The 25,109-nt window shown below is 62.0% G+C and carries 22 protein-coding genes and 1 tRNA gene; 16 read left to right on the forward strand and 7 right to left on the reverse strand.

Translation table 11 applies throughout. From position 1 onward, the window contains the following. The first annotated feature begins 41 nt into the window (after positions 1-41). From AB4Z19_RS12835 to AB4Z19_RS12860, 6 genes are all read left to right on the forward strand, one after another. Positions 42-797: a hypothetical protein gene (locus AB4Z19_RS12835; protein ID WP_442028419.1), complete on the forward strand. Its 756-nt coding sequence runs from the start codon at positions 42-44 to the stop codon at positions 795-797. A gap of 140 nt (positions 798-937) precedes the next feature. Then, a complete protein-coding gene (locus AB4Z19_RS12840; protein WP_442035374.1) occupies positions 938-3,271 on the forward strand; it encodes an NADP-dependent malic enzyme in 2,334 nt (777 codons plus the stop codon). After that, positions 3,268-3,723: a DUF2214 family protein gene (locus AB4Z19_RS12845; protein ID WP_442028421.1), complete on the forward strand. Its 456-nt coding sequence runs from the start codon at positions 3,268-3,270 to the stop codon at positions 3,721-3,723. The genes AB4Z19_RS12840 and AB4Z19_RS12845 overlap by 4 nt, the downstream gene beginning before the upstream one ends. A gap of 93 nt (positions 3,724-3,816) precedes the next feature. Next, the gene (gene gmd / locus AB4Z19_RS12850) at positions 3,817-4,860 is read left to right on the forward strand and encodes a GDP-mannose 4,6-dehydratase (RefSeq protein WP_442035375.1); all 1,044 of its coding nucleotides are present in this window, start codon (positions 3,817-3,819) and stop codon (positions 4,858-4,860) included. A gap of 1 nt (position 4,861) precedes the next feature. Continuing rightward, on the forward strand, positions 4,862-5,791 hold the full coding sequence (locus AB4Z19_RS12855; RefSeq protein ID WP_442025927.1) for a GDP-mannose 4,6-dehydratase: 930 nt from the start codon (positions 4,862-4,864) through the stop codon (positions 5,789-5,791). Positions 5,792-5,815: 24 nt separating this feature from the next. Further along, positions 5,816-6,940, forward strand: coding sequence for a glycosyltransferase family 4 protein (locus AB4Z19_RS12860; RefSeq protein ID WP_442025926.1), 1,125 nt, complete (start codon positions 5,816-5,818; stop codon positions 6,938-6,940). Here AB4Z19_RS12860 and AB4Z19_RS12865 read toward each other — a convergent pair. Next, complete coding sequence (locus tag AB4Z19_RS12865) at positions 6,870-8,327, reverse strand: YbfB/YjiJ family MFS transporter (protein ID WP_442025925.1); 1,458 nt, start codon at positions 8,325-8,327, stop codon at positions 6,870-6,872. The genes AB4Z19_RS12860 and AB4Z19_RS12865 overlap by 71 nt on opposite strands. 95 nt (positions 8,328-8,422) lie before the next feature. Between AB4Z19_RS12865 and AB4Z19_RS12870 the strand changes: the two genes are divergently transcribed. Continuing rightward, positions 8,423-9,001: a TetR/AcrR family transcriptional regulator gene (locus AB4Z19_RS12870; RefSeq protein ID WP_442025924.1), complete on the forward strand. Its 579-nt coding sequence runs from the start codon at positions 8,423-8,425 to the stop codon at positions 8,999-9,001. On the opposite strand, the gene AB4Z19_RS12875 is transcribed toward AB4Z19_RS12870, so the two are convergent. Beyond that, positions 8,976-10,004, reverse strand: a complete 1,029-nt coding sequence (locus AB4Z19_RS12875; RefSeq protein WP_442025923.1) for an AraC family transcriptional regulator — start codon at positions 10,002-10,004, stop codon at positions 8,976-8,978. The two genes, AB4Z19_RS12870 and AB4Z19_RS12875, sit on opposite strands and share 26 nt — an antisense overlap. Positions 10,005-10,121: 117 nt before the next feature. On the opposite strand from AB4Z19_RS12875, the gene AB4Z19_RS12880 reads away from it, so the two are divergent. The 7 genes from AB4Z19_RS12880 (at position 10,122) to AB4Z19_RS12910 (ending at position 15,410) form a co-directional block, all read left to right on the forward strand. Further along, positions 10,122-11,312 carry a lipid-transfer protein gene (locus AB4Z19_RS12880; protein ID WP_442025922.1) on the forward strand — a complete coding sequence of 397 codons (1,191 nt, stop codon included), beginning with the start codon at positions 10,122-10,124 and terminating at the stop codon, positions 11,310-11,312. Then, positions 11,309-11,749, forward strand: a complete 441-nt coding sequence (locus AB4Z19_RS12885) for a MaoC family dehydratase N-terminal domain-containing protein (protein WP_442025921.1) — start codon at positions 11,309-11,311, stop codon at positions 11,747-11,749. Before AB4Z19_RS12880 ends, AB4Z19_RS12885 begins: the two co-directional genes overlap by 4 nt. A gap of 9 nt (positions 11,750-11,758) precedes the next feature. After that, positions 11,759-12,151, forward strand: coding sequence for a MaoC family dehydratase (locus AB4Z19_RS12890; protein WP_442025920.1), 393 nt, complete (start codon positions 11,759-11,761; stop codon positions 12,149-12,151). A 43-nt stretch (positions 12,152-12,194) separates the two neighbouring features. Then, positions 12,195-13,019, forward strand: a complete 825-nt coding sequence (locus AB4Z19_RS12895; RefSeq protein WP_442035376.1) for an SDR family NAD(P)-dependent oxidoreductase — start codon at positions 12,195-12,197, stop codon at positions 13,017-13,019. 11 nt (positions 13,020-13,030) lie between these two features. Then, positions 13,031-14,182, forward strand: a complete 1,152-nt coding sequence (locus AB4Z19_RS12900; protein ID WP_442035377.1) for an acyl-CoA dehydrogenase family protein — start codon at positions 13,031-13,033, stop codon at positions 14,180-14,182. Then, positions 14,179-15,174: a CaiB/BaiF CoA transferase family protein gene (locus tag AB4Z19_RS12905; protein ID WP_442027771.1), complete on the forward strand. Its 996-nt coding sequence runs from the start codon at positions 14,179-14,181 to the stop codon at positions 15,172-15,174. The genes AB4Z19_RS12900 and AB4Z19_RS12905 overlap by 4 nt, the downstream gene beginning before the upstream one ends. A 74-nt stretch (positions 15,175-15,248) precedes the next feature. Further along, the gene (locus AB4Z19_RS12910) at positions 15,249-15,410 is read left to right on the forward strand and encodes a hypothetical protein (RefSeq protein ID WP_442027770.1); all 162 of its coding nucleotides are present in this window, start codon (positions 15,249-15,251) and stop codon (positions 15,408-15,410) included. Here AB4Z19_RS12910 and AB4Z19_RS12915 read toward each other — a convergent pair. Next, positions 15,407-18,661 carry a DUF4450 domain-containing protein gene (locus tag AB4Z19_RS12915; RefSeq protein ID WP_442035378.1) on the reverse strand — a complete coding sequence of 1,085 codons (3,255 nt, stop codon included), beginning with the start codon at positions 18,659-18,661 and terminating at the stop codon, positions 15,407-15,409. The two genes, AB4Z19_RS12910 and AB4Z19_RS12915, sit on opposite strands and share 4 nt — an antisense overlap. A gap of 94 nt (positions 18,662-18,755) precedes the next feature. Beyond that, positions 18,756-18,840: transfer RNA gene (locus AB4Z19_RS12920), tRNA-Leu, on the reverse strand. Between the two features lie 688 nt (positions 18,841-19,528). Between AB4Z19_RS12920 and AB4Z19_RS12925 the strand changes: the two genes are divergently transcribed. Then, positions 19,529-19,930: a hypothetical protein gene (locus AB4Z19_RS12925; protein WP_442028447.1), complete on the forward strand. Its 402-nt coding sequence runs from the start codon at positions 19,529-19,531 to the stop codon at positions 19,928-19,930. A 73-nt stretch (positions 19,931-20,003) separates the two neighbouring features. Further along, entirely contained in the window at positions 20,004-20,408 is a 405-nt protein-coding gene (locus AB4Z19_RS12930; protein WP_442035379.1) for a hypothetical protein, read from the forward strand. A gap of 6 nt (positions 20,409-20,414) precedes the next feature. Here AB4Z19_RS12930 and AB4Z19_RS12935 read toward each other — a convergent pair whose 3' ends face one another. The 3 genes from AB4Z19_RS12935 to AB4Z19_RS12945 all read right to left on the reverse strand — a co-directional run bounded on the left by AB4Z19_RS12935 (position 20,415) and on the right by AB4Z19_RS12945 (position 25,078). Continuing rightward, positions 20,415-22,328: an AAA family ATPase gene (locus AB4Z19_RS12935; RefSeq protein WP_442035380.1), complete on the reverse strand. Its 1,914-nt coding sequence runs from the start codon at positions 22,326-22,328 to the stop codon at positions 20,415-20,417. Positions 22,329-22,529: 201 nt separating this feature from the next. Continuing rightward, a complete protein-coding gene (locus AB4Z19_RS12940; RefSeq protein ID WP_442022635.1) occupies positions 22,530-23,273 on the reverse strand; it encodes a substrate-binding periplasmic protein in 744 nt (247 codons plus the stop codon). A gap of 92 nt (positions 23,274-23,365) precedes the next feature. Further along, positions 23,366-25,078, reverse strand: coding sequence for an ArnT family glycosyltransferase (locus AB4Z19_RS12945; protein WP_442022633.1), 1,713 nt, complete (start codon positions 25,076-25,078; stop codon positions 23,366-23,368). Between the last annotated feature and the right edge of the window lie 31 nt (positions 25,079-25,109).

Here is a 25,109-nt window from a genome sequence, read left to right on the forward strand (position 1 = left end):
TTTATTGTTAAATTGGTATTTCCAAACTTTTCGGGGATTCCATGAAACAAGCTTTTGCCTTGATTGTCAGCGTGGTGGCCGCCGCCTCCGCCCATGCTCAAACGCCGCACAAATACGCCATCGTTTCGCTGGCAGGCGCCAATGTCTCGGTGCTGACCTATGTGACTGGCACGGGAACGAATCAGGGTCCAAACAACAAGCAGGTCGTCGCATTGAATAATCCGGTGTTGGACGATGCGGCTATCAAGGCAGCCACTGCCGTCATCAAGAAGAACGAGCCCGATGCCACGGTGCTGCCGCTGCTGACAATGGACGCGCAGCTGCTCAGGTCCGGCAACGCGATGTTTGAAGAGCCGGACCAGAACGCGTCCAGCCGCGAGCGCCTGGCCAGCATGTGGCAGGGCAAAGACATCACCCACGTCATCGTGGTCACGCCTGGACACGGCGATGTCGACGTCAAATTCACCAATACATCAATGACAATGGGGAAGGCCGATGGCATCGGCTTCTTCGTCGATAACGAAGCGCGCACAACCGGGCGTCCAGACAACAGCACCGCCACCGGCCTGGTGATGCCGCTGGCCTATCTGCACCTGCGGCTGGTGGACGCCAAAACCCTGCAGGTGGTGAAGGAAGTATCGCAAAAGGAGGCGCGCATTCTGACCCCGGCGCCCACCGACGACGCCAACCTCTTCGCCTGGAATAATCTGACGCCCCAAAAGAAGCTGGAATACCTGCAGCTGATTACCCGCCAGGCTGTATCGAAAGGGCTGCCCAAGCTGCTGGCGGCCGAATAAAGCCTGCATGGCCAATCCAATAGTTATTTTCACGATAACTTTTTGGCATAAATTCGTGAAACTACCTAGGATTGGCCGTACAAGCGTCTGTTAGAATCGGGGGATTCGTATTTAGAACATTGGAAGGGGGCAGTACAGATATGGACTCGGCATCTGATAAAAAAGAAGAACTTCGACAGCAACTTCGCGCAGCAGCACTTGAATATCACGAGTGTCCAAGACCCGGCAAAATCAGCGTCACCCCCACCAAGCAACTCTCCAATCAGCGCGACCTCGCGCTGGCCTATTCCCCCGGCGTAGCAGCTCCCTGCGAAGAAATCGTCGCCGATCCAGCCAATTCCTATAAGTACACCGCGCGCGGCAACCTGGTCGCCGTGATCTCGAACGGTACCGCCGTTCTGGGCCTGGGCAATATCGGTGCGCTGGCATCCAAGCCGGTCATGGAAGGCAAGGGCGTGCTGTTCAAGAAGTTCGCCGGCATCGACGTCTTCGACATCGAAATCAACGAGCAGGACCCGGACAAGCTGGTCGACATCATCGCCGCACTGGAACCGACCTTCGGCGGCGTGAACCTGGAAGACATCAAAGCACCTGAATGCTTCTACATCGAGCGCAAGCTGCGCGAAAAGATGAAGATCCCGGTCTTCCACGACGACCAGCACGGCACCGCCATCATCGTGGGCGCGGCCATCCTGAACGGTCTGAAATACATCAAGAAAGACATCAAGAACGTCAAGCTGGTGGTGTCCGGCGCGGGCGCTGCGGCACTGGCTTGCCTGGACCTGATCGTCGACCTCGGCTTCCCGATCGAAAACATCGTGGTGACCGACCTGGCGGGCGTGGTCTACAAGGGCCGCAAAGAACTGATGGACCCGGACAAGGAGCGCTTCGCGAGCGAAACCAGCGCGCGTACCCTGGCTGAAGTGATCGAAGGCGCGGACATCTTCCTCGGCCTGTCCGCCGGCGGTGTGCTGAAGCAGGACATGGTCAAGCAGATGGCGCCGAACCCGCTGATCCTGGCGCTGGCCAATCCGACCCCGGAAATCCTGCCGGAAGACGTGAAGGCGGTGCGCGGCGACGCCATCATCTGCACCGGCCGTTCGGACTATCCGAACCAGGTCAACAACGTGCTGTGCTTCCCATACATCTTCCGTGGCGCGCTGGATTGCGGCGCTGCCACCATCACGCGCGAAATGGAAATCGCCGTGGTGCACGCGATTGCGGAACTGGCCCACGCCGAGCAATCGGACATCGTGGCGTCCACCTACGGCATCGCCAATCTGGCCTTCGGCCCTGAATACCTGATCCCGATGCCTTTCGATCCGCGCCTGCTGATCAAGATCGCACCGGCCGTGGCGAAGGCCGCTTTCGATTCCGGCGTGGCAACCCGCCCGATCGAAGACCTGGAAGCGTATGCGGACAGCCTGCAGCAATTCGTCTACCGTTCCGGCACCTTCATGAAGCCGCTGTTCTCGGTGGCGAAGAAGGCCCACACGGACCTGAAGCGCATCGTGTACGCGGAAGGCGAAGAAGAGCGCGTGCTGCGCGCGGTGCAGGTGGTGGTCGACGAGAAGCTGGCGCGTCCAATCCTGGTGGGCCGTCCGGCCGTGCTGGAAGCGCGCATCCAGAAGTTTGGCCTGCGCCTGAAGCCGGGCGTGGACTATGCCGTCATCAACCCGGACTACGATGAGCGCTACCGCCAATACTGGCAGGCATACTACGAGCTGACCGCTCGTAAAGGCGTGACCCAGGAATACGCCAAGCTGGAAATGCGCCGCCGCCATTCGCTGATCGGCGCCATGATGATCAAGAAGGGCGATGCCGACGGCATGATTTGCGGCACCTTCGGCACCACCCAGCTGCACCTGCATTACATCGACCAGGTGCTGGGCCGCCGTCCAGGCGCCTGCGTGTACGCGGCGATGAACATCCTGGTGCTGCCTGAACGCCAGCTGGCCATGGTGGACACCCACGTCAACGAGAACCCGACCGCCAACGAACTGTCGGCCATCACCATCATGGCAGCGGACGAGATGAAGCGCCTCGGCCTGGAGCCGCGCGCGGCCCTGCTGTCGCATTCGAACTTCGGCTCCTCCAACAGCGAGTCGGCGCAGAAGATGCGCGCCACGCTGGAGCTGGTGCGCGAACGCGCGCCGGATCTGGAAGTGGACGGCGAAATGCACGGCGATACCGCGCTGGATTCCAAGCTGCGCAAGAAGATCATGCCGAACTCCTATCTGGAGCGCGACGCGAACCTGCTGGTGATGCCGAATATCGACGCCGCCAACATTGCCTACAACCTGGTCAAGAGCTCGGCCGGTAACGGCATCACCATCGGCCCGATCCTGCTGGGTTGCGCCGCGCCGGTGCACATCCTGACGCCTTCCGCTACGGTACGCCGCATCGTCAACATGACCGCGCTGTGCGTGGTGGATGCCGTTGCTGCCAACGCTACCAGGAAAGACAACGCATGACCGATCTGCTGCTTGCCATCGTCCACCACCTTTGCGCCTTCGGCATCGCGGCGGTAGTCACCGCTGAACTGGTTCTGGTACGACCTGGCATGCAGCCGCCGGCCGTGCGCCTGGCCGCCCGCTACGATGCAGCCTACGGGCTGCTAGCAGTTGGGCTTCTGGTGATTGGCTTCCTGCGCGTCTACTTCGGCGCCAAGGGCCACGACTACTACTTCCACAACCACATCTTCTGGACCAAGGTCGGCCTGTTTGCTGTCATGGGCCTGCTGTCCATCAAGCCCACGCTGCGCATGCTGCGCTGGCAGAAAGCGCTGCGCGCCGACGCCGGATTCGTGCCGCAGGAAGTGGAAATCAAGGCCGTGCGCAAGCTGCTGATGGCCGAAATTCACGTCTTCGCCCTGATCCCGATTGCGGCTGCCGCCATGGCCCGCGGCTACGGCTACGTAGCATAATTGCTATCTTGTAATATGTTGTAAAGCGCGCCTTTTGGCGATACCTGCTCTGTTACAATTACAGGTTCGATAACACCGCAGTTGGATTCGTACATGACCACCACAAAGCGCGCCCTGATTACGGGCATTTCCGGCCAGGACGGCGCCTATCTGGCCCAGCTGCTGCTGGAAAAGGGCTATGAAGTCACCGGCACCTTCCGCCGCACCAGTTCCGTCAATTTCTGGCGCATCGAAGAACTGGGCATCCAGAATCACCGGAATCTGAAACTGGTCGAATTCGATCTGACCGATATGGGCTGCATCATTCGCCTGCTGCAGATCGGGAATTTCGACGAGGTCTACAACCTGGCGGCGCAAAGCTTCGTGGGCGTGTCGTTCGAACAGCCTGCAACCACGGCCGAAATTACCGGCGTTGGCTGCACCAATCTGCTGGAAGGCATCCGCATCGTCAATCCGAAAATTAAGTTCTACCAGGCTTCGACCTCGGAGATGTTCGGCAAGGTGCAGGCTATCCCGCAAAAGGAAGACACGCCGTTCTATCCGCGCAGCCCTTACGGCGTGGCCAAGCTGTACGCGCACTGGATGACGGTGAACTACCGCGAGTCCTACGGCATCTTTGCTTCCTCTGGCATTCTGTTCAACCACGAATCCCCGCTGCGCGGCCGCGAGTTCGTGACCCGCAAGATTACCGACTCCGTCGCCAAGATCAAGCTGGGCAAGCTGGACGTTCTGGAGCTGGGCAATATGGACGCGAAGCGCGACTGGGGCTTCGCCAAGGAATACGTGGAAGGCATGTGGCGTATGCTGCAGACCGACAAGCCTGATACTTATGTGTTGGCCACCAACCGTACCGAGACCGTACGCGACTTCGTGACCATGGCCTTCAAGGCAGTGGACATCGCCATCGAGTGGCAGGGAAGTGTGGAGAACGAAACAGGCCGCGACGCCAAGACCGGCAAGGTGCTGGTGCGCGTGTCGCCGAAGTTTTACCGCCCAGCCGAAGTGGACCTGCTTATCGGCGATCCATCCAAGGCCCGCAAGGAACTGGGCTGGGAAGCCAAGACTTCGCTGGAAGAGCTGTGCCAGATGATGGTGGCAGCAGATCTGCGCCGCAATACCGCGGGCTTCTCCGTCTGATATGAGCGACCGCTTGCAGCTGCTGTCCCCGGCGCGTGAAGGCGAGGGCAAACGTGCCCTCGTTACCGGTCTGGCTGGATTTACGGGCCACTATGTGGCGCAGGAGCTGCGTGCCGCCGGCTACAAAGTGATCGGTACTGCGGTGCCCGGCCACGAGCATGGCGGCGACATGGTGTCGCTGGACCTCACTGACCGTGCCGCTGTCGCCGCGGCGGTCCACGAATTGCAGCCGGACGTCGTGGTGCACCTGGCTGCCATCGCCTTCGTCGCCCATTCCGACGTCGAGCAGATCTATCGTGTCAACGTGATGGGCACGCGCAACCTGCTGGAAGCGCTGGCGTCTGCGCCGAAAAAGCCTGGTGCAGTGCTGCTGGCATCAAGCGCCAATATCTATGGCAACACAGCCGTGGAAATGATTCACGAAGACGTTCCTGCGTCGCCGGCCAATGACTACGCCGTCAGCAAGCTGACCATGGAGTACATGGCCCGCCTGTGGATGGACAAGCTGCCCATCATCATGGCGCGCCCATTCAACTACACGGGCGTGGGCCAGCACGAGAACTTCCTGCTGCCGAAGATCGTGTCGCACTTCCGCCGCAAGGCCGCGGACATCGAACTGGGCAACCTTCAGGTATGGCGAGATTTCTCCGACGTGCGCATGGTCGCCGCCAGCTACCGCGCCCTGCTCGCGGCCAAACCTGCTGGCCAGGTGTTCAACATCAGCTCCGGCAAGGCTTACTCGCTGGGTGAGGCGATCGCCATGATGGAAGAGATTGCAGGCTACAAAATCAATGTCCACGTCAATCCAGCCTTTGTGCGCGCCAATGAAGTGGAGCGCCTGACGGGCGATAACCGCCGCCTCGCGTCCGTGATCGGCGCCATCGAGCCGGTGCCGCTGCAGCAAACCCTGCGCTGGATGTACGAGGCGTAATTGCCAATCACGGCAACAAGTAACATGCGCGTACTGCATTTCTACAAGACTTATTATCCCGATTCCTGGGGCGGCATCGAGCAAGTGATCCGCCAGATGTGCGTGGGCACAAGCCGGCTCGGCGTCCACAACGAAGTGCTGACGCTGACCCGCAATGGCGGGCCGGAGCTGATGGACATCGAAGGCCATTCGGTTCATCGCGTGCGGCTCGATTTCGAAATCGCTTCGAATGCGGTGTCGGTTGCATCGATCCGCAAGCTGGCGGCGTTGGCGAAAAACGCGGACGTGATTCATTATCACTTCCCGTGGCCCTTCATGGATATGGCCCACTTCATGGCGCGGGTAAAGAAACCGAGCGTGGTGACTTACCACTCCGACATCGTGCGCCAGAAGACGCTGCTGCGTGTGTACACCCCGCTGAAGCGCCGCTTCCTGAAAGATGTTGACTCCATCGTCGCGACTTCGCCGAATTATCTGGCGTCTTCGCCGGTGCTGAGACGCTATGAAAACAAGGTGACTACCATTCCATTCGGTTTGGATAAATCCACCTATCCCGAACCGCCCCCGGAAGTAATAGAGAAATGGCGTGCCCGCATGGGCGAGCGCTTCTTCCTGTTCGTCGGTGTGCTGCGTTACTACAAGGGCTTGCACATTCTGCTGGATGCGGTGGCGCGCAATGGTTATCCCGTCGCAATTGTCGGTGCCGGTCCGATCGAGCAGGAACTGAAGGAGCGCGCCAAGCGTCTCGGTGTGCTCGACAAGGTGCAGTTCCTCGGTGCGCTCGATGAAGAAGACAAGATCGCACTGCTGAAGCTGTGCTACGCCATGGCTTTCCCGTCGCACCTGCGCTCGGAAGCTTTTGGCATCTCGCTGCTGGAAGGTGCCATGTATGGCAAACCGATGATCTCCAGCGAAATTGGCACCGGCACTACCTATATCAACATCGATCAGGACACGGGCCTGGTGGTGCCGCCCAGCGATGTCGAGGCCTTCGACAAAGCGATGCGCGTGTTGTGGGAGAACCCGCAGCTGGCGGCCGATATGGGCCGCCGTGCGGAACAGCGTTACTGGAGTTTGTTCACGGCGGGGAAGATGGCCGAGGACTATGCTCAGCTTTACCGCTCACTGCTCGCGCGGCGAGCTCGGTAAGCAGCGCCAGTATCAAGCCTGCTGCGGCCAGCATGAACAGCATGCGATGTTGTCCGCCGCTCGCAGTCAGCAGCCAGGATGAAGTGTAGCCGACAATCGCTTGCGTTAGCGCGTAGATGGTGGTGGCGCGGCTCCAGGCGGCCGATTGCCTTTCCGCATTGCCGGGCAGGATGCGCTGAATCTGGCCAAGGTAGATGGGCACGATCCCCGGCGGGAAAGTGCCGATCACCAGCGTGGCCAGGATCAGCGCTGGTATTTTCGTCGTGCTGACCAGCAGGGCGATGGCCGCGATTTGTCCGGCGATCGCGATGCGGTTGGTGACACGCGGCGTGATGCGGTCGCCCAGCGCGCCATACATCATCGGGCCGGCGATGGCGCCGATGCCGTAGGCGATCCAGAACATGGCGCCGGTCTGCGCACCGAGGCCCAATCCGCGTGCGATGTAATCCACCAGGAAGATCATCATCGGCACCAGGCCAACGGCCATCAGCGCGTACTGCACGTAGAGCACGGTCATCTCCGCGCCGCCATCCGCTGTCGCCGCCGGATGCGTCGATGCACCAGCCGCGGTCGCGCCACGACCGCCTGCGGCCGTCCCGCCGGACTCCGCGGCCGTCGCCGCCGCCTCCACCGCCTCAGCGTCCGCTTCCGACGCGGCCTCCACAGCCGTAGCCACAGCGTTCGCCTCCGCCGCGGCCTCCACCGCCGTAGTCTCAGCGTCCGCCTCCGTCTGCACCGCCGCCGTCGCCGCCACAGCAGCGCTTACCGGATCGGCGCTCGCCGCCGATGTCCCTGCGGCCGGGGCGTTGCGCGGCGTCGCGGGCGCCGCACTGGGCCATCCCTGCCAGCTCGCGGCGGTCAGCAGCGCGGAGACGACGCCGAGCCCGGCCCAGGTTTGCCACAGCCCGACTTTGAGCAGCAGCGGCACCAGCGTGCCCGACGCGGCGATTCCAATACCCAAGCCAAGGAAGATCGCGCCGCTGGCCATGCCGCGCTTTTCGACTGGAATATGCGGCAGCACCGTAATCGCCGCCAGCACCATGATAATTCCGCCCGCCACGCCGGACAGGAAGCGCCACGCGAAGAACCACGCCACCGACACCGGCACCGCGCAAGCAAAGAAAGCCAGCGCCGCCAGCGCCATCATCCATTGCAAGGTACGTCGTGCGCTCAAGCGCGACGCCAGCGGACGTCCACCCACTGCACCAACCAGATAGCCCACCAGATTCGCTGCGCCGAGATACAGCACATCATTGGCCGCAAACCAGTGCGCCTCGATCAGCGGCGGAATCAAGGGCGTGTAAGCGAAGCGCGCCAGCCCAATGCCGACCAGGCTCGCACACAAGGCGGCAAAAATCGACCGCCCAACGGAAGGAGATGAAGCCATGATAGTTCCCACGAGATTCCCACGAGATTTCGAATTATGTTTGACAGGGTAGTCAAGTTTGACGTGTGTGTCAAGAATGCGTTAAAATCGCCCTCATGGTCGGAATACGTCAATTCAACGAAGATGCCGTGCTGGACGCTGCGATGCAGCTGTTCTGGCAGCGCGGTTATGGTGCCACCTCGATGCAGGACCTGGCGCAGGCCACCGGCGTGCTGCGTGGCTCGCTCTACAACGCCTACGGCGACAAGGCGCAGATTTTCGTGCTGGCCTTCGAGCGCTATCACCGCCAGATTCTCGAACTGGCGCGCGAGGCGCTATCTCATCCCGACCTGCGCACTGCGCTCGAATCCTTTTTCGAAAAGCTGATCGCGCTGATGACCAGTCCCGGCGAAGGTGCGCACACGCGCGGCTGCCTGACCACCAAGACGGCGGCCGATGAAACGGCGCAGGGCGAGATCATCCTCAGCGCTTTGCAAGGCCTGCTGGATGGCATGGAAGCCCTGCTGACCGAGCGCCTGCAGAAAGCCGGCAAGCTGTCGCTGCCGCCGCAAGAGGGCGCTCGGCTGATGGTCACGCTGACGCGCGGCCTGGTCATCATGGAGCGTGTTTATTCCGATCCGGCCCGGCTGCGCGCCAGCGCCGCTGCCCTCATCGACCTGCTGCTGAAGAAGTAGCGCGGTATTCGCCGCAGGTTTTTCCCGTCCATTTCTTGAAGGCGCGCTGGAACGTGGCGCTGTCGCTGAAGCCCAGCTCCGTGGCAAGCTGCGCCAGACCGATGCGCGAAGTGGTCAGGCGCGCGATGGCAATGCCGCGCCGCAGATCGTCCTTCAGCTTTTGCAGAGAGGAGTCCTCGTGCGCCAGTTGGCGCTGCAAGGTTGCGGGTGATACGTGCAGGCTGGCCGCAATGGCCGGCAGATCCGGCCAGTCGGGATACTGGCGCAGCAGGCAGTTGCGCACTTCCTGGCTCACCGGGCCAAATCCGCGCGGCGGTAGCAGAATCTGCGCGAAAGCATCCGGCAGGAAGGCGCGCAGGGCCTGCTCGTCGCGGCTGACGGGCGTCTGCAGCACGGCCGCATCAAACCAGAAGCCCGAAGTCGCCTGCTGGAAGCGGCGCTCGCCGGGGAATACCGCCGCATAGTCGCGCGCATAGTCCGGCTCCGGGAACATGAAATCGAAATGGCGGATCGGCAGCGGACCGTTGATCAGCCACGCGGCCAGGCGCCACAGCACGCGCACCATGGTCTCCTGCAGGAAAGCCGGCGCGCTCTCGCCTTTGCCGACCCAGGCCACATCCAGTCCCGCTTCGTCCTTCTGCACTGACAGCGAAAACAGCAGGTCATCCTGCAGCAGATTCAATACCTTGCTCATGCGCTGCAGCGCGCTGCCCAGCTCCGGCGCGCCCATGCCCGAGCGCGCGACCAGGGCGAAGCTGCCCAGTTTGAAGGGCCGCGAAAACAGCCCCACCGATTCGTCCTTGAGTTCCTGGGCCAGCGTGTAGAACAATGCGACATACTGGTGCGAACTGATGCCGGGATGGGCCGGATCGGTCAGCACGGCGGTATCGGCGCCCACGCGCTGCAGGTAGGCTGTGACATCGGCCCCGCTGGCGCCGATACGGGACAACATGCCGCGTACGAAGGCGGGCGCGATCAGGGTGTCGGTGAGGTCTTTTGCCATTGGTTTTAATGTCCGCGGCAATTGCCGGGCAGCTTGCAAGCCCATAGGATGGGGGAATTATAAGCCGAGGCGTGAGGCGAATTGCCACCGCCGGTTTCAACCAGCAGGAGACAAAAGATGACTTCCAAAGTATGCGTCGCAGGCGTCGGCATGGTGCCGTTCGTGAAACCGGGCGCCAACGAACCTTATCCCGTCATGGCGTCGAAAGCCGCGCTGGCAGCATTGGCCGATGCGGGCATCGGCTATGACCAGATCCAGCAGGCTTACATGGGTTATGTGTACGGCGACTCCACGGCTGGCCAGCGCGCGCTGTACGAGGTGGGCATGACGGGCATCCCGGTCGTCAACGTCAACAACAACTGCTCCACCGGCTCAACCGCGCTGTACCTTGCGCGCCAGGCCGTGCAATCGGGCGCTGCGGAATGCGTGCTGGCGCTGGGCTTCGAGCAAATGAGTCCTGGTGCGCTGGGTTCCGTGTTCAATGACCGTCCGAGCCCATTCGAACTGTTCGACAATGCCGCCGATGAACTGGTGGGCGAGCCGCAGATCCCGCTGGCGCTGCGCTACTTCGGCGGTGCCGGCCTGGCGCATATGAAGGAATTCGGCACGCCACTCAATACCTTCGCCAAGATCCGCGCCAAGGCCAGCCGCCACGCGGCGAACAATCCGGTCGCACTGTTTCGCAAGGAAGTCACCGAAGAAGAAGTGATGGCGGCGCCGATGGTGTGGGACGGCGTGATGACGCGCTTGATGGCTTGCCCTCCAACCTGCGGCGCAGCTGCGGCCGTGATCTGCTCTGAGGACTTCGCCAGACGCCACGGCCTGAACGCCGCGGTACGCATCCGCGCCCAATCCATGACGACTGACCGCGCCATTTCTTTCGAAGCGCGCGATATGCGCGAGGTGGTCGGCTTCAGCATGGCGCGCGAGGCGGCGCAGCAGGTGTACGAAGCGGCCGGTATTGGTCCTGAGGACGTGCAGGTGATCGAGCTGCACGACTGCTTCGCGCACAATGAACTGATCACTTATGAGTCGCTGGGACTGTGCCCGCGCGGCGGCGCGCAGAAGTTCGTGGAAGACGGCGATAACACGTACGGCGGCAAGTACGTGACCAATCCATCCGGTGGCCTGCTGTCGAAAGGCCATCCGCTCGGCGCGACCGGCCTGGCGCAGTGCACGGAGCTGGTGCAGCAGCTGCGCGGCCAGGCGGACAAGCGCCAGGTCGAAGGCGCGCGTCTGGCGCTGCAGCACAACCTCGGTCTGGGCGGCGCCTGCGTGGTGACGCTGTACGAAAAGGTGTCGGCATGATTGACCGCGCCTGGCTGGGGCGTGAGCTGCCTCCTTCCGAAATGCTGGTGGACCGGGCACGTCTGCAATTCTTCGCGCGATCCATCGGCGAGACTGATCCAATTTATCTCGACGTGAGCGCTGCGCGTGACGCGGGCTATGCCGACATCCCCGCGCCGCCTACCTTCCTGTTCTCAGTAGAGCTGGACAGCGGTTCCACAGACTGGATGCTGCACCAGATGCAGATTCCGCTGGCCAAGCTGCTGCACGGCGAGCAGTCCTTCCGCTACTACAAGCCGGTGTGCGCGGGCGATCACATCACCGTGCGTTCAACGGTCAGCGAAATCTACGACAAGAAAAATGGTGCGCTGGAATTCGTCGAGCGCAGTTCGCGCGTGACGAACCGGGATAACGAACTGGTGGCCGAGCTGCGCTCGCTGCTGGTTGTGCGCCACTAAGGAGGCCAGATGAAACCGGGAGATATCCTGCCGACGCTGCAACTGCCGCCCGTTGACCGCACCATGCTGGCGCTGTACGCCGGTGCTTCGGGCGACCACAACCCGATTCATATCGACATCAATTTCGCCCGCCGTTGTGGCATGCCGGACGTGTTTGCGCACGGCATGCTGGGCATGGCCTGGCTGGGCCGGTTGCTGACGCAATGGGTGCCGCAATCGCGCCTGCGCAAATACGAAGTCCGCTTCGCCGGCATTACCCACCTGGGCAATGCCATGCAATGCCGCGGCGAAGTCAAAGAGCTGCTAGATCTCGACGGCGAACCCTGTGCGCGCATCGCGGTCGTCGCAGCAAACCAGTACGGACAACAAAAAATCATCGGCGAAGCCATCGTCGCCGCGTAGGGCGGATCATCGATCCGCCGTGCATGAACAGAGAGGAAAGAAAATGAAACTGCAAGGAAAAGTAGCGCTGGTCACCGGCTCCGGCCGCGGCATCGGCCGCGCCATCGCCATGAAACTGGCAAGCGAAGGCGCGCGCCTCGTCATCAATGACCTGGACGAAGCTCCTGCCCAGGAAACGGTCGACGCCATCAAGGCTGCGGGAGGCGAAGCCATCGCCTGCGTCGGCAGCGTGACCGCTCCGGATTTCGCCGAGCGCTTCATCGGCACGGCAGTCGATCATTTCAAGGGCCTGGACATCATCATCAACAACGCCGGCTACACCTGGGACAACGTGATCCAGAAGATGACCGACGAGCAGTGGTACGCCATGCTTGACTGCCATCTGACTGCGCCATTCCGCATCCTGCGTGCGGCGCAGCCGGTGATCAAGGCGCTGGCCAAGACCGAAGCGGAACAGGGCATCCGCAACGTGCGCAAGGTGGTGAACATTTCCTCCGTCGCCGGCGTGTTCGGCAATGCGGGACRGGTGAACTACTCGGCAGCGAAGGCCGGCATCATGGGTGTCACGCAAACGCTTGCGAAAGAATGGGGCCGCATGAACACCACGGTGAACTGCGTGGCCTTTGGCCTGATCAAAACGCGCCTGACCGGCAACGCGGCTGAAGGCGGCACCGCCAATATCGAAGGCCGCGAAATCAAAGTCGGCGTCAACAAGGACCTGCTGGCGATGATGGAAGCGACCATTCCATTGGGCCGCGGCGGCACGCCGGAAGAGGCAGCGGGCGCAGTCTATATGCTGTGCATTCCCGAATCGGATTACGTCAGCGGCCAGACCCTGATGTGCACCGGCGGCCTGACCGGCATGTGAGGAGGAAGACAATGCTGCCACGCCTGCACCAGCACCCATGGATGGACGCGGACATCGAAGCCTTCCGCGACCAGGTACGCCGTTACGTCCACGCCGAACTGGCACCGCACCTGGATGGTTGGCGGCGCCAGGGATTCATTCCACGCGAAACCTGGCGGCCCTTTGGCGAGCTGGGTTTCCTGTTGCCTGAGATGGATGAGCAATACGGTGGTCCCGGCGCCACGCTGGCCTACCAGCTGGTGGTGCAGGACGAACTGGCCAAGGCCGAAGTGCCGGCCAATTCGGCCGTGCACACCATCGCCGCCCACTACATCCTCGACTACGGCACGGAAGAACAGAAGCAGCGCTGGCTGCCGCGGCTGTGCAGCGGCGAACTGCTGGCAGGTATCGCAATGACGGAACCAGGCTGCGGCTCCGACCTGAAATCGATGCGCACGCGCGCCGTGCGTGATGGCGACCATTACGTGATCAACGGCGCCAAGACCTTCATTACCAATGGCTACACGGCCAACCTGCTGGTACTGGCGCTGCGTACCGGCGATGCGGGCTCGAAAGGGATTTCGCTGGTGGTTATCGAGACGGAAAATCTGTCGGGATTTAGTGTTGGGCGCCGCCTGGAAAAGATCGGCATGCATGCATCCGATACCGCCGAACTGGCATTCGAAGATATGCGCGTGCCGGTCGCCAATCTGCTGGGCGTGGAAGAAGGCCGCGGCTTTGGCCAGCTTATGAGCCAGCTGGCGTATGAACGCATGCTGCTGGCGGTACCTGCGGCAGCCGTGATCGAGCGCTCGCTGGAACTGGCGGTCGAATACACCAAGGAGCGCAAGGCGTTCGGACAGCCGATCTCCGATTTCCAGAATACGCGCTTCAAGCTGGCCGAATGTGCGACCATGGCGCACGTGGTGCGCAGCTTCGTCAACGACTGCATCCAGCGCCTGCTGGACGGCACGCTGGACGACGAAGCGGCCTACATGGCGAAGTGGTGGTGCTCCGAACAGCAGTGCAAAGTGACGGACGAATGCCTGCAGCTCTTCGGCGGCTACGGCTACATGGCTGAATATCCGATCGGCCGCCTGTGGGCAGATGCGCGGGTGCAGCGCATCTACGGCGGCACCAATGAAATCATGAAGGATCTCATCGCACGCAAGGTACTCGCATGAAGCCACTGGCCGGCTTGCACATCGTCGAATTCGAAGGGCTGGGCCCTGGTCCTTTATGTGGCCGCATGCTGGCCGACTTTGGCGCGCGCGTCACGCTGGTGGTGCGTCCCGGCGCGGGCCTCGTTGCTGGCCTGCTCGGCGGCGATGGCAAGCGTCCGCTAGCCGAGGGCAAGACGGAGCTGGCCTTGAATCTGAAAGATGCGGCAGATGTTCGGCGCGCGCTGGCGCTACTGGCGCAAGCCGATGGCCTGATTGAAGGCAACCGGCCCGGTGTCATGGAGCGCCTTGGACTGGGTCCTGCGCACTGCGCGGAAGTCAATCCGCGCCTGGTATATGGACGCATGACGGGCTGGGGACAGGATGGTCCGTTGGCGCAGGCAGCGGGGCACGATCTGAATTACGTGGCGTTAAGTGGCCTGCTGTCGCTGGCGCCGCAGCAGGGCATTCCGCCCACGCTGGGCGACGCAGCCGGTGCGCTGGGACTGGCCTTCGGCATGGTCAGCGGCTTGCTGCAGGCGCGCAGTACGGGCAAAGGCTGCGTGGTGGATGCGGCGATCACGGACGTCATGGCAATGCTGGGCGGGATCGCGCAGTGGGTTGCCGCCAGCGGTGGCCTGGGCGGCCCGAAGCCGAGCCCCTTCCACGATTCGCCTTTCTACGATGTCTACCGCTGCGCTGACGGCGCCAGCATCACGGTCGGCGCATTGGAACCGCAATTCTATGCGCTACTGTTACAGAAAGTAGGCATGCATGATGTCGATCCGCGCAGCCAGTATGATGCAAGCCAGTGGCCGGCATTAAAGGAGCGCTTTGCCGCGTTGTTTGCCTCGCGATCGCGTAGTCACTGGTGTGCCTTGCTTGAAGGAACCGACGCCTGCTTCGCGCCGGTATTAACGTTGGCGGAAGCAATGCAGCATCCACACAACGCCGCGCGCGGCACCTTTACAGAGCAAGGCCATGTGCGGGCAGCCCCGCGCTTCACTTCTTTCTGACAGCTCAGCCGTTTTGGTGTAACTTGGTATATATACAAATCTCCCGCCGGGGAAAAATTTCCGGGGAGGCCAATATGAAAATCAAGATCACCTTTGTGCTGCTGCTTGCCCTGGCCGAGATGCGCTGGGGAGACGCGTTCGATTGGGTTCTCAATATGTACCCGATCGCAGACATTCGCGCAGCGCTCACCACCAATGTCAGTGCCGGCGACCGCAACGGCCTGAATGTCCGCTAGCGTTCCAGCGTAACGCTCATCAGACCAATCACTACGTCATTGCTTAGGGTGCGCAGTGTCAGGCTGCGCAGGGTTCTGGCTGATTCCAGCGGTATGCATTGCGCGGTCGCCGCGCCGCCTGCTACGGCGCCGCCGCTTGTCTGCAAGCGGACCTTGCCGGTCTTGAGGTCGACTCTGGGCGGGATTGGGCCGGGGCGGCGGAACTGGTAATCATCAATTAGATAATCTTGCTCGATAGGCCACCAGTTGTCCGGATTGTGCAGGGCGAGCCGCGTGCTGGTGCCATCGGTATAGCGGACAATCACTTCACCGTTATCCAGGCGGCTTTGCATGAAGTTGGTAGACCCGGCCATCAGCAACCAGGCGCGCTTGGCCGTGCCGGCTAGAGGGATTTGGGCCTCGCGCGGGTAGTTGTTCCATTGCGAAGTGAAGACGATATTGGGCGTACCGGATTGCGATGGCGTGGCGAAAGGGACGCCGTTTGGCATCACGATATTGCCGCCGCCGGCGCGCGCTGCGCTTCGTAGACCGGTATCGTCGATCTCCGGCAGGGTGTCGAGATGGCCAGCCCAGGCACCGGCGCCTTGCGCGGGCAGGGACAGCGACACATAGGGCGAGCGCGGCGACTGGTATTTGCCGGGTTTGAAGATTTCGGTAATGCGATCATTGAAATAGGCTGCCAGCGAAATGCTGTCGTAGCGGGCGCCGTTGCGCGGCGTCGTCCAGTCGATAGCAGGACTGCTGATGTGTTCACTACTGGCGGCCATCGTTGCCGCGGCGCGTGTGGGTAACGTGGCGGCGCGCCAGGTGATGTCGACTTCAGCGCGCCCGTGGTTCAACGGCGTTTCGATCACAGTCATGTCCGCAGCGGTATGCCAGCTCATTGCTTGCCCGTTGACGGTGACGCTGGCCGGCGCACGTGATGTGGAAGGCAGTTGCAGCCGCAAGCTGCGGAAACGCGGCGCCACATCCTGCAAGGCCCAGCGATCCGTGGCGCCACTGCGCGAGAAGCTCAGTGCGAGATCCGGATGCGTGATGCGCGCATGCGTCCAGCTTGCGGGCAAGCCGGGATGCACAGAAAGCGTCCCCGCCAGCGCGTCGGGATGAATACCGAACAGACCCTCGACCAAGGCGCGCGACAGCACGCCTGCGCCGTCGGCAAAGTCACGCTGCGACTCGCGGCGGTAGACGTCCAGGTAATTCATCGTACCGACATTACCGGGCGAGATACCCATATACATGCTGGCCAGCAGTGCGCTCTTGGCCAGCATGTACGCTTCTTCCGGCTGGTCCGCCTGCCATAGAGCGAGCGCCGTGTGCAGGTTCTCGCCCATGACGACATTGTTGGCCGACCAGGAGTAAGGCATCCAGTTGGTGGTGGCCAGCATGTGATAAGCCGCATCCGCAGGCACGCCTTCGCCAGCAACAGGAATCGCCTGGAAGTCGCGCAAAAGCGCAGCCGCCATCTGATGCGCTTCGGCGGCGGTGGGTACTTCGGAATCGATGGTGTGATAGAAGGTCCAGAGGCCATAGCTGGGATGAAGCTGCTGAAGTCCCAGTACATCGCGGTATTCTGCGAATGCACCTTGCTCCGGCATCCACAATAGACTGCGCATGGCTTGCGCCACCAGCGCCGCTTCGCGTTCATAGGGCGACGGGTCTTTGCCCAACAGGCGCGCCAGGCGGGCCGCCCCGCGATTGGCGTAGACGTTGTAGGCCGACGCATAGCTGACGCCACCACCGTTGTAATAGATGTCGTCACTGGCCCAGATACTGGCGTAGGCTTCGTACAAGGGCAGCTTGTCCGGACCGAACTCGCGCCGGAACAGGCGCTGTTGCCAGGCGAGGTGGCGTTCGATCACAGGCCAGACGGCGCGGGTATATTCCAGATCGCCTGTCCACAGAATGTGGCGAAGCAAGGCATCCATGAAGACCGTATTCATGTCGTAGTGCGAGTGCGACATATCGCCGTTGGAATGCAGTCCCGCTTCGTTTCGCGCCAGTTTGCTGGCGGTATCGGCTGAGGGCAGGGCCGGCGGAATAGCGCTGGTGTTCTGGCCGCGCGTCCAGCCCTCTGCATTAAGACGCGCACGCTCATGCCAGCCGAGTGCATCGAGCGCATAAGGGCCGCGCCAGCCGAGCAGGCGCGTGCGCCAGGCGATGGCGCCATGCATGATGGATTGTGCGCTGTCGTCCCACAGTGCATCAGTGGCGACGTTGAGGGCACCGGCTGCAGCGTTGAGATAAGGATCGGGTGTTTCGATCCGCACGCGATCGCGCAGTGCGGCAAAGTGCTGGCGTGTTTCATCGAACAGGCGTGGCAGCTGAGCGCGCGCATACGCTGGGTCCAGTGCGCCGGACTTGCCGGAAGGGGCGGGCGCTGGCTGTGTCGTGACGGCGGCATATACGTCCAGATCGGCGGCCTGCGCCGCGCCGATGCGCTGCAGCGATATCAGCAGCGGCTGCGCATTGATCAGCGGCGTGCGGGCGACCATCACTGGCGTGGCGGATGAGGCGTCTGGCGACAGCATGGCGGCCAGATCGTTCCAGGCGCCGCCTTCTGCCACATGCAGCGCGGTGCCGGCGGGGACAACACCCGCGATGGTGGCAGCGGGGCTGCTGAGGGTGAAGCCTTCGCCGCTGATGGTGAATTGATTGCGGGCTGCGAATTCGGGACGGAACTGGAAGTATTGAGCGATGGGCACGCGCTCGGTGCTGATATCGCCATCGCGGCGTCCGCGCTCGCCGTTCACGCCGCCGTACGACCACAGCAGTTCCGCACCCGGCGGCAGACCTTTCCCTTCGGCGCGCAGGATCAATCCCTCCGTACGCGCATAGGCCAATACGTCCAGCCGCAGCACGGCGGTGGCGCCCCAGGCGGGATCGCGCAGTTCGTACAGCAGTTCGCCGGGCCGGTAGCGGGTGTCGATGCTGGCCGCCTCGTGCAGCCAGCGCGCGCCGCCGGGCCAGCGCAGCGCCAGCCGCAGATTGCCGCCACGGCCGGGCAGATACAGCATGAATTCGGGATTGTCGCCGCCGTCGACACGGAAGGCGCTGTGCCCACCATATAGGGAGCGGTTGAAGAACTCTGCGCCGTTGTGGATCACGAAATCGGGACCATCGGGCCGATAGCGTATCGGCCGGCTGACCTGGCCAGCGAGGTTGGGATGCAGCGAGGCGGCGGCAGGTGCGATTTCAGCGGCCGTGGCAGTGCTGGCAAGCAGGGCCAGGCAGCAGGCAAGTTTCTTCATTGCGATTTCCGGAGCGGACAATGAAGCTGATCATAGCGGCGCCATACGGGCCGGCATGCTCATGTTTGTGAGAGAAGCGCAGAAGGAGGGAGGGTGGTGCCCGAGGCCGGAATCGAACCGGCACGCCTTGCGGCGGCGGATTTTGAGTCCGCTGCGTCTACCAATTTCACCACTCGGGCATTTAAATGCGCCGTGCATTATTACCGATTTGACCAAGGGCGGCAAGTTGGCGTGAAAAGCATTGCAATAAATGCATGTAACTCATGGTTGCATATAGCTATGGACCACGCGCGCCGCATTGAAAAAATTCAAGGCCACCAGAGCTAGAGTTCCCTGTAACACACGCGTAGCATGAAGTGGTCATCCCCCAAGAAGATGGCCGACCCACGTGATGCAGATGCAGATTCGGAGGGTGAAGAAATGAATCACGTTGTCCTGAAATTGCTGGCCTTGGCTGTGTTGGCTGGCGTGGCGGTCGCTGCTGCGGCCATGGGATAAAACGCCATCATTCGCTACACACAGCTGCACAACTAGCAGCCTGTCGAAGTAGACCCGCAAGCGCAAGGCGTACTGGCCTTAGCGCTGGGTACCAGGCTTACATCAGGGATCGAGAGCGACACAATCGCCGCTTCCCGTCTTCATCGGCGCCCCGTATGCGGCGTGCCGATAATGATCCGGACCGCACCGTCCTTGCGAGGAACACCGGTCCGTAAAGCCGAATGCAGTTCATCGACGCGCCGTGCGTTCTAGTCCACGAAATCTGCGGTTCGTCGCTTGCCACTGCATGCCTGAGGCGGCATTTGCTACCTTGTAACCGTCCCCGCACAATTCCAAAGAGGCGGGGCCACCAGGCAAAATTCGGAGAAGATGATGAACAAGGTTCTGCTCAGTGCCATGGCCGCACTTACTCTGGCCTCAACGGGTGCTGCGCTCGCAGCTGACCCGCAAGACGCAACCGTCCAAATCCGCGCCAGCGAAGGCAACTACAAGCTGAAAATCGGAGAGTTCGACGACTACGCAAATCGCTATGCGCTCGACAACGGGTACAAGATCCGTTTCCAGCGCTACGCCAAACACTATTACGCCCAACTTTCGGGCGAACTACGGGAAGAGATGTTCCCCGTCGAACCAGGGGTCTTCATGACCGCCGCCGGAACCCGGGTGCAGTTCAAGGATCAGGGTGACATGGTCGAAATCGCGAATTTCGAACGTCTGCAGCCATCGCTTGCCGCGACCGGTATGCATATCACTGTCATCGCTCGCCGCTGAAGCTGCTCTTAAAAGAATCCAAACGGCTTGCATGGGCAAGCCGTTGATTGCCTCACCCTAACGGAGAATCAAAATGAAGAAGATCGCTATTCTGGGCGCCATTGCGGCGCTTTCCCTGGCCGCCTCTGCATCGGTACTGGCCGCTGGTCCACAAGACCCCACGGTGCAAATCAGTGCCGGCCAGGCAAGTCGCTACTATATGCCGCCTTCCAGCTTTGACGAATATGCCGGCCGCTTCGCGCTGGACAACGGCCAGCAGCTGCGCCTGTCGCGCCATGTGAACCACTACTATGTTGAACTGACCGGCGAGCAGCGTGCAGAACTGACGCCAGTGGGTCCGAATGCATTTGTGACGGATGCCGGTGCGCGCGTTGAACTGCGCGACCTGGGAGACACTGTCGCCATCAGCAACTATGAAAAGCTGCCGATGGCGGTGGCAATGAAAGCCACCAACGTGATGATGGTGGCCAAACGCTAAGCTGCTTTACGCAGCCTGCTGGAAGGGCGCCGTATCCAGGCGTTCTTCCAGCAGGGCGAAGATGTCATCCTTGGACAGCACATAGCGGTCCATCAGCTCGCCCTTGATCGATTCCATCACGGCGCGGTAATCGCCAATGGACTTCAGGGTGCGGCTATACAGCTCGTCCGCCTTGGACTCGAGCTGCGCCAGACCATGCTCACCGGCCGTCTCGCTCTTGAACTTGCTGTAATCGAGCTTGGAGCGCGAATACATCGATAGGCGGTTCACCATGGTGTCCAGCATATTGGTGGCCTTCTCGATATCGTTCTGGCTGCCCACCGAAATACCGCGCGCACCGTAGAACAATTCTTCCGCCGCCACGCCGCCGTACAGCTGCATCACATCGCGTTCCAGTTCTTCCAGCGTGCGCAGAGACATATCGTCGCCTGCCGACAGCACATAACCCAGCGCATTCAGCTTCGACACCGACTCGGTCGAAATCTTCAGCAGGTGCGACTTCTCTTTCACTTCCGCCAGCGGCAGTCCTTCGCGCAGGAAGGGATCGATCTGCATGAAGAAGTGGCCCAGCTCGTGCAAGGCGATACGCTCGCGCTGACGGGTTTTCTCAGCCGTGGTGGCGCGGTCGGTCAGGCCGATGGTGGCGCGCTCGAACGCGCGGAACATCAGGTCGGTGTTGATGACCTGCTTCTCCTGGATCGAGATCATGGAAGCGCGATCGACCACGGTCTCCAGCAGCGCGGGGCTGAGGTTGTTGGTGATCTCGGCCACCTGGTCCAGGTCCATATCGGTCCAGTCGACCAGGCCTTTCTCCTTGCGTTCCAGGAAGGAGCGCAGCAGCTCGCGGCGTTCGTTCTTATTCGGCAGGCGGAAGTTGATCTTCACGCTGAAGCGGCGCAGCATGGCTTCGTCCATCTGCGAGTTGGCATCGTCGAAGTTGGACGCGACAACCCAGATCACACCCGCGCCGTCTTCGCTCTTCACGCCGTCCAGCAGGCCGAGCAGGGTGTTGGCGGTATCGTCTTCCCATTTCTTCTCGCCGCGGCCGCGCGGCATGAACAGGGCCTGCGCTTCATCCAGGAAGATGATGCAGTTGCCGCGCGCGCAGGCCTTGCGGTACAAGGCGTTCAGCGCTTTCGAACCACCGCCGACATAGCCGGATTCCAGCGCCGAACCGGAGGCCTGGATCAGCGGATAGTTCAGGCGCTTGGCCAGGTAGCCGGCCAGCTTGGTCTTACCGGTACCCGCGGGGCCGGTCAGCATGACGTTGAACGGCTTGTCAATATTGTGCGATTTGTACACCTCGCGGTTGCGGATCATGTCTTCCAGGTGCAGCACTTCCTGCTTGATGTCTTCCATGCCGATCAGATCATCCATCGAGCCTTTCAGCTTGTCCGGCGTGATGACGGAAGCGGACATGCCCACGCCCGGAATGCCGAACTTCAGCACGAACAGCATCAGGCCGATCACGAAGATATCGAAGGCGTGGCGCTTCAGGAAAGAGCCCACTTCGGCGGTGGCGCCGCCATCGTCCTGCAGCACGCTCTTGTGCGCGGCCAGATAGTCTTCCTTGGCGATGGCATAAGGGATGTTATTGCGCAGCAGGACTTCGCGTTCCAGGCTCAGGTGCGAGGTGGACGGCACGACTACCACGTGCAGTTCCGGCTTGTCCTTGTACTTGTAGATATAGCGCGGCGCCTCGCTCAGCGGGCGCGCGATCAACAGGTAATCCAGGTGCTCGCGCTGGTTCACCAGGCTGGTGATTTCGGAAATATTCTGCGAACGCACCACAGGGCTCGCATCTTGCGCCGGCTCACCGCGCAAGAGGGCGAATGCCACCGCTGCAACCGTCAGCAGGACCAGAGTGATGCGCACCATAGGGTTCTTGAGCGCAAGCTGAAGTTTGTAGAAGTTGAACATGACGTTCCGACCAAAAGCAGATGAAGGAATCGCGCGGGGGATTGGGCGCGGAGAAGGATGAGTGCCGTGTGGCAATGCTCCGTATATAGGGACTATAACGGCGTCCGCAAGCTTTGTGTCTAGTGCGGACAAGAAAAAAATTCGCGCAGCAACAGCTCAAAATGGCATCTATGACAGGCTGTCTACGCAAAACGATAAATACTATTTCCGCTCTGTCCAGTGTTCGTATTTACGCTCCAGTCGGACGAAGCTGCCATCGCGGCGCATGGTGTCGAGCGCCGCGTTCATACGCTCAATCATGGCATCCGGCACGGTGTTGTTGCAAGCCAGGTAGACCTTGACGCGGTTGAATACCAGCACCGGCACGATGTCCGGTGCAAAGCGCGCCAGCACGGTGCTGCCGGTGCGGGCACCGACCGCCCACAGGTCGATGCGGTCGATCATCAGCTTCTTTGGATTGGATGCGTCGTTCGGCACCGGGTCGACATGGAAGCCGCGCGTGCGCAGGTACTCGTCGCGCGCATCGCCGTTGTAAGTGCCGATGCGCATAGCGCGTGCATCTTCAAGGCTATTGATTTGGTATTTACGGTCGGCACGGCCCAGCAGGACCCATTCCGCTTCGTCGGTCGGGCCGACCCACTTGAACTGCTTTTCGCGCTCGGCGGTACGGGAGGTGGAGTAGACGCAGGTGAAGGCGTCGTTCTGCGCCATCATGTAGGCGCGCTTCCAGGGCAGCAGGCCAATCTTGTAGCTGATGCCGGAGCGCTGCAGCATCTCGCGGATCTTTTCGCCTTCGCGGCCGACCACTTCATTGCCGTCCATCATGCTGGCAGGCGGCGTGTATTCGCCCGTGATGTTCAACGGCGGAGCCGCAGGCGCGCTCGCACCCGCTGGCGACACGCTGGTCGCCAGCAAGATTGCGAGTATTGAAATGCTAGTTGCCATGCGTTCCTCAATGATTCCGTCGCGCAATAAAACCGGCGCTGACGGCTCACAGGATAGCAGTACCCCGAAAGGGGCGGCAACACTGTTGCGTATCAGTTTAGGCGGCGATACAGGCGGAAACGCTCGATCTTGTCCGAGGCGCGGCGGCCTTCCCAGAGGAGCTGCCAGTGGTTGCCGGGCGATGCGGGCTGGGCTTTTCCTTTGATGCTAACTTGCAACAAGAGGACCTTGCACTCCCCGCCTTGCACGCCCTGGAAGGGGATATGGCCGAAGAAGGCGAAGGAGGCGCGCTGCGCTGCACCCATATTGCTTTCCACGCAATCTGTACCGGCGGGCAAGGCGGCCGCGGTCTGCTGCGCCACCGTCGCATAGCTCTTGCTGTAGTTCAGATTGGGCAGGAACAAGGTCATCAGCAAGATCCAGGTCAGGATCAGGCCGCCTGCGGACAGCACCACGGCGCGCCACAGCACCGTCGGGCGGCGCGAGATGCGCCAGTGCACCAGGATGAACCAGCCGGCGGTGGCGCACAGAGCGACCAGGAAGGCGCCCAGGTTGAGTTCCGGCACGAAGCCGGGAATCAGCTTCAGGACGTTGTGGGCGGGCTGGCGCGGCCAGCCGGTCAGCTGGGCGTACCAGAACAGCCAGATCACAACCGCGCACACGGTCAGCACCATCACGCTGAACCAGTCGATGGCGTTGATGGCGCCGCGCTTCATGGTCAGCAGGCCAAAGGCGGCCATGATGGCCAGCGGCGGCAGCAGCATCAGCAACTGGCCCTGTTCGGGATTAGGATGCAGCAGCACCAGCAGGGTGGCCACGGTCACAAAGGTGGCGGGCACCACGATGTGCAGAAGGTGGCGCTGGCGGCGCCAGGCCCACAGCGCCCACAGGGCAAACGGCCAGGCCGGCCAGAAGAACCACATGCCCACACGCAGGAAGGAGCGCAGGGATTCGCCCAGGTCGGGGTTCAGCTGGGCCAGATTCCATTCCATCCAGCCCGCCAGCGGAGCGTGGCCGTAGGGCTGGGTCATCAGGGCAGGCAGCAGCCAGGGCAGGGTGACGGCAAACGCCACCACGGCGGAAAACGACAGGTCGCGCAGGGAGCGTCCGGCCGGCAGGGCCAGGAAGCGGGTGCAGGCAAGCAGGGCGCCGATCACGAACACCGGCACCACCCAGCCGCGCGCCAGGGTCATCAGGCCCAGGGCCAGGCCGACCAGGGCGGCATTGCGCAGCGAGGGCAGCTCCATATAACGCACGGAACGGTACAGGGTGAGCGCCAGCAGGGCCGTCATCAGCGGCTCGGAGGTGGTCTCGTGGCTGTGCACCAGCAGGCCCAGGCTGCCGAGGTAGATCAGGACGGCGGCATCGGCCAGGGTGCGGCCGAAATCGTCCGGCTCGGGCTGGCCGCCAAAGGCCAGGCGCAGGGGCTGGGCTTCCGGACGGCGGCCCAGATTGAAGGTGGCAAACCACAGGGACAGCACGCCCAGCAGGAACACGCCAATCGTGGCCACGCGCGCGCCCAGCACGTCGCCCAGCAGCCAGCCGGTCAGCTTGATGCCGAGGGCGCCGAACCAGAAGGCCAGCGGGCCTTCGTCCGGCACCGGCAGGCCGGCGATATTCGGCAGCAGCCAGTCCTGCCAGGTGCCGTGCGCCATGGTCCACATGATGCCGAAGCTGGCCGCATCGTCGTTCTTCCACGGCTCGCGCCCGATCAGACCCGGCAGGATGTACAGCATGCCAAGGGCGAAAATCGCCCAGCGGGGCAGGGTGCGGGTGGCAGAGGCGGGAAGACGGACTGGCTTCATCGGTCAGGCTTATTCTTTTGAAAGCTGGAGT

This window comes from Pseudoduganella sp. RAF19, from assembly GCF_052114165.1.
In the GTDB taxonomy this organism is placed as follows: Bacteria; Pseudomonadota; Gammaproteobacteria; order Burkholderiales; family Burkholderiaceae_D; genus Rugamonas.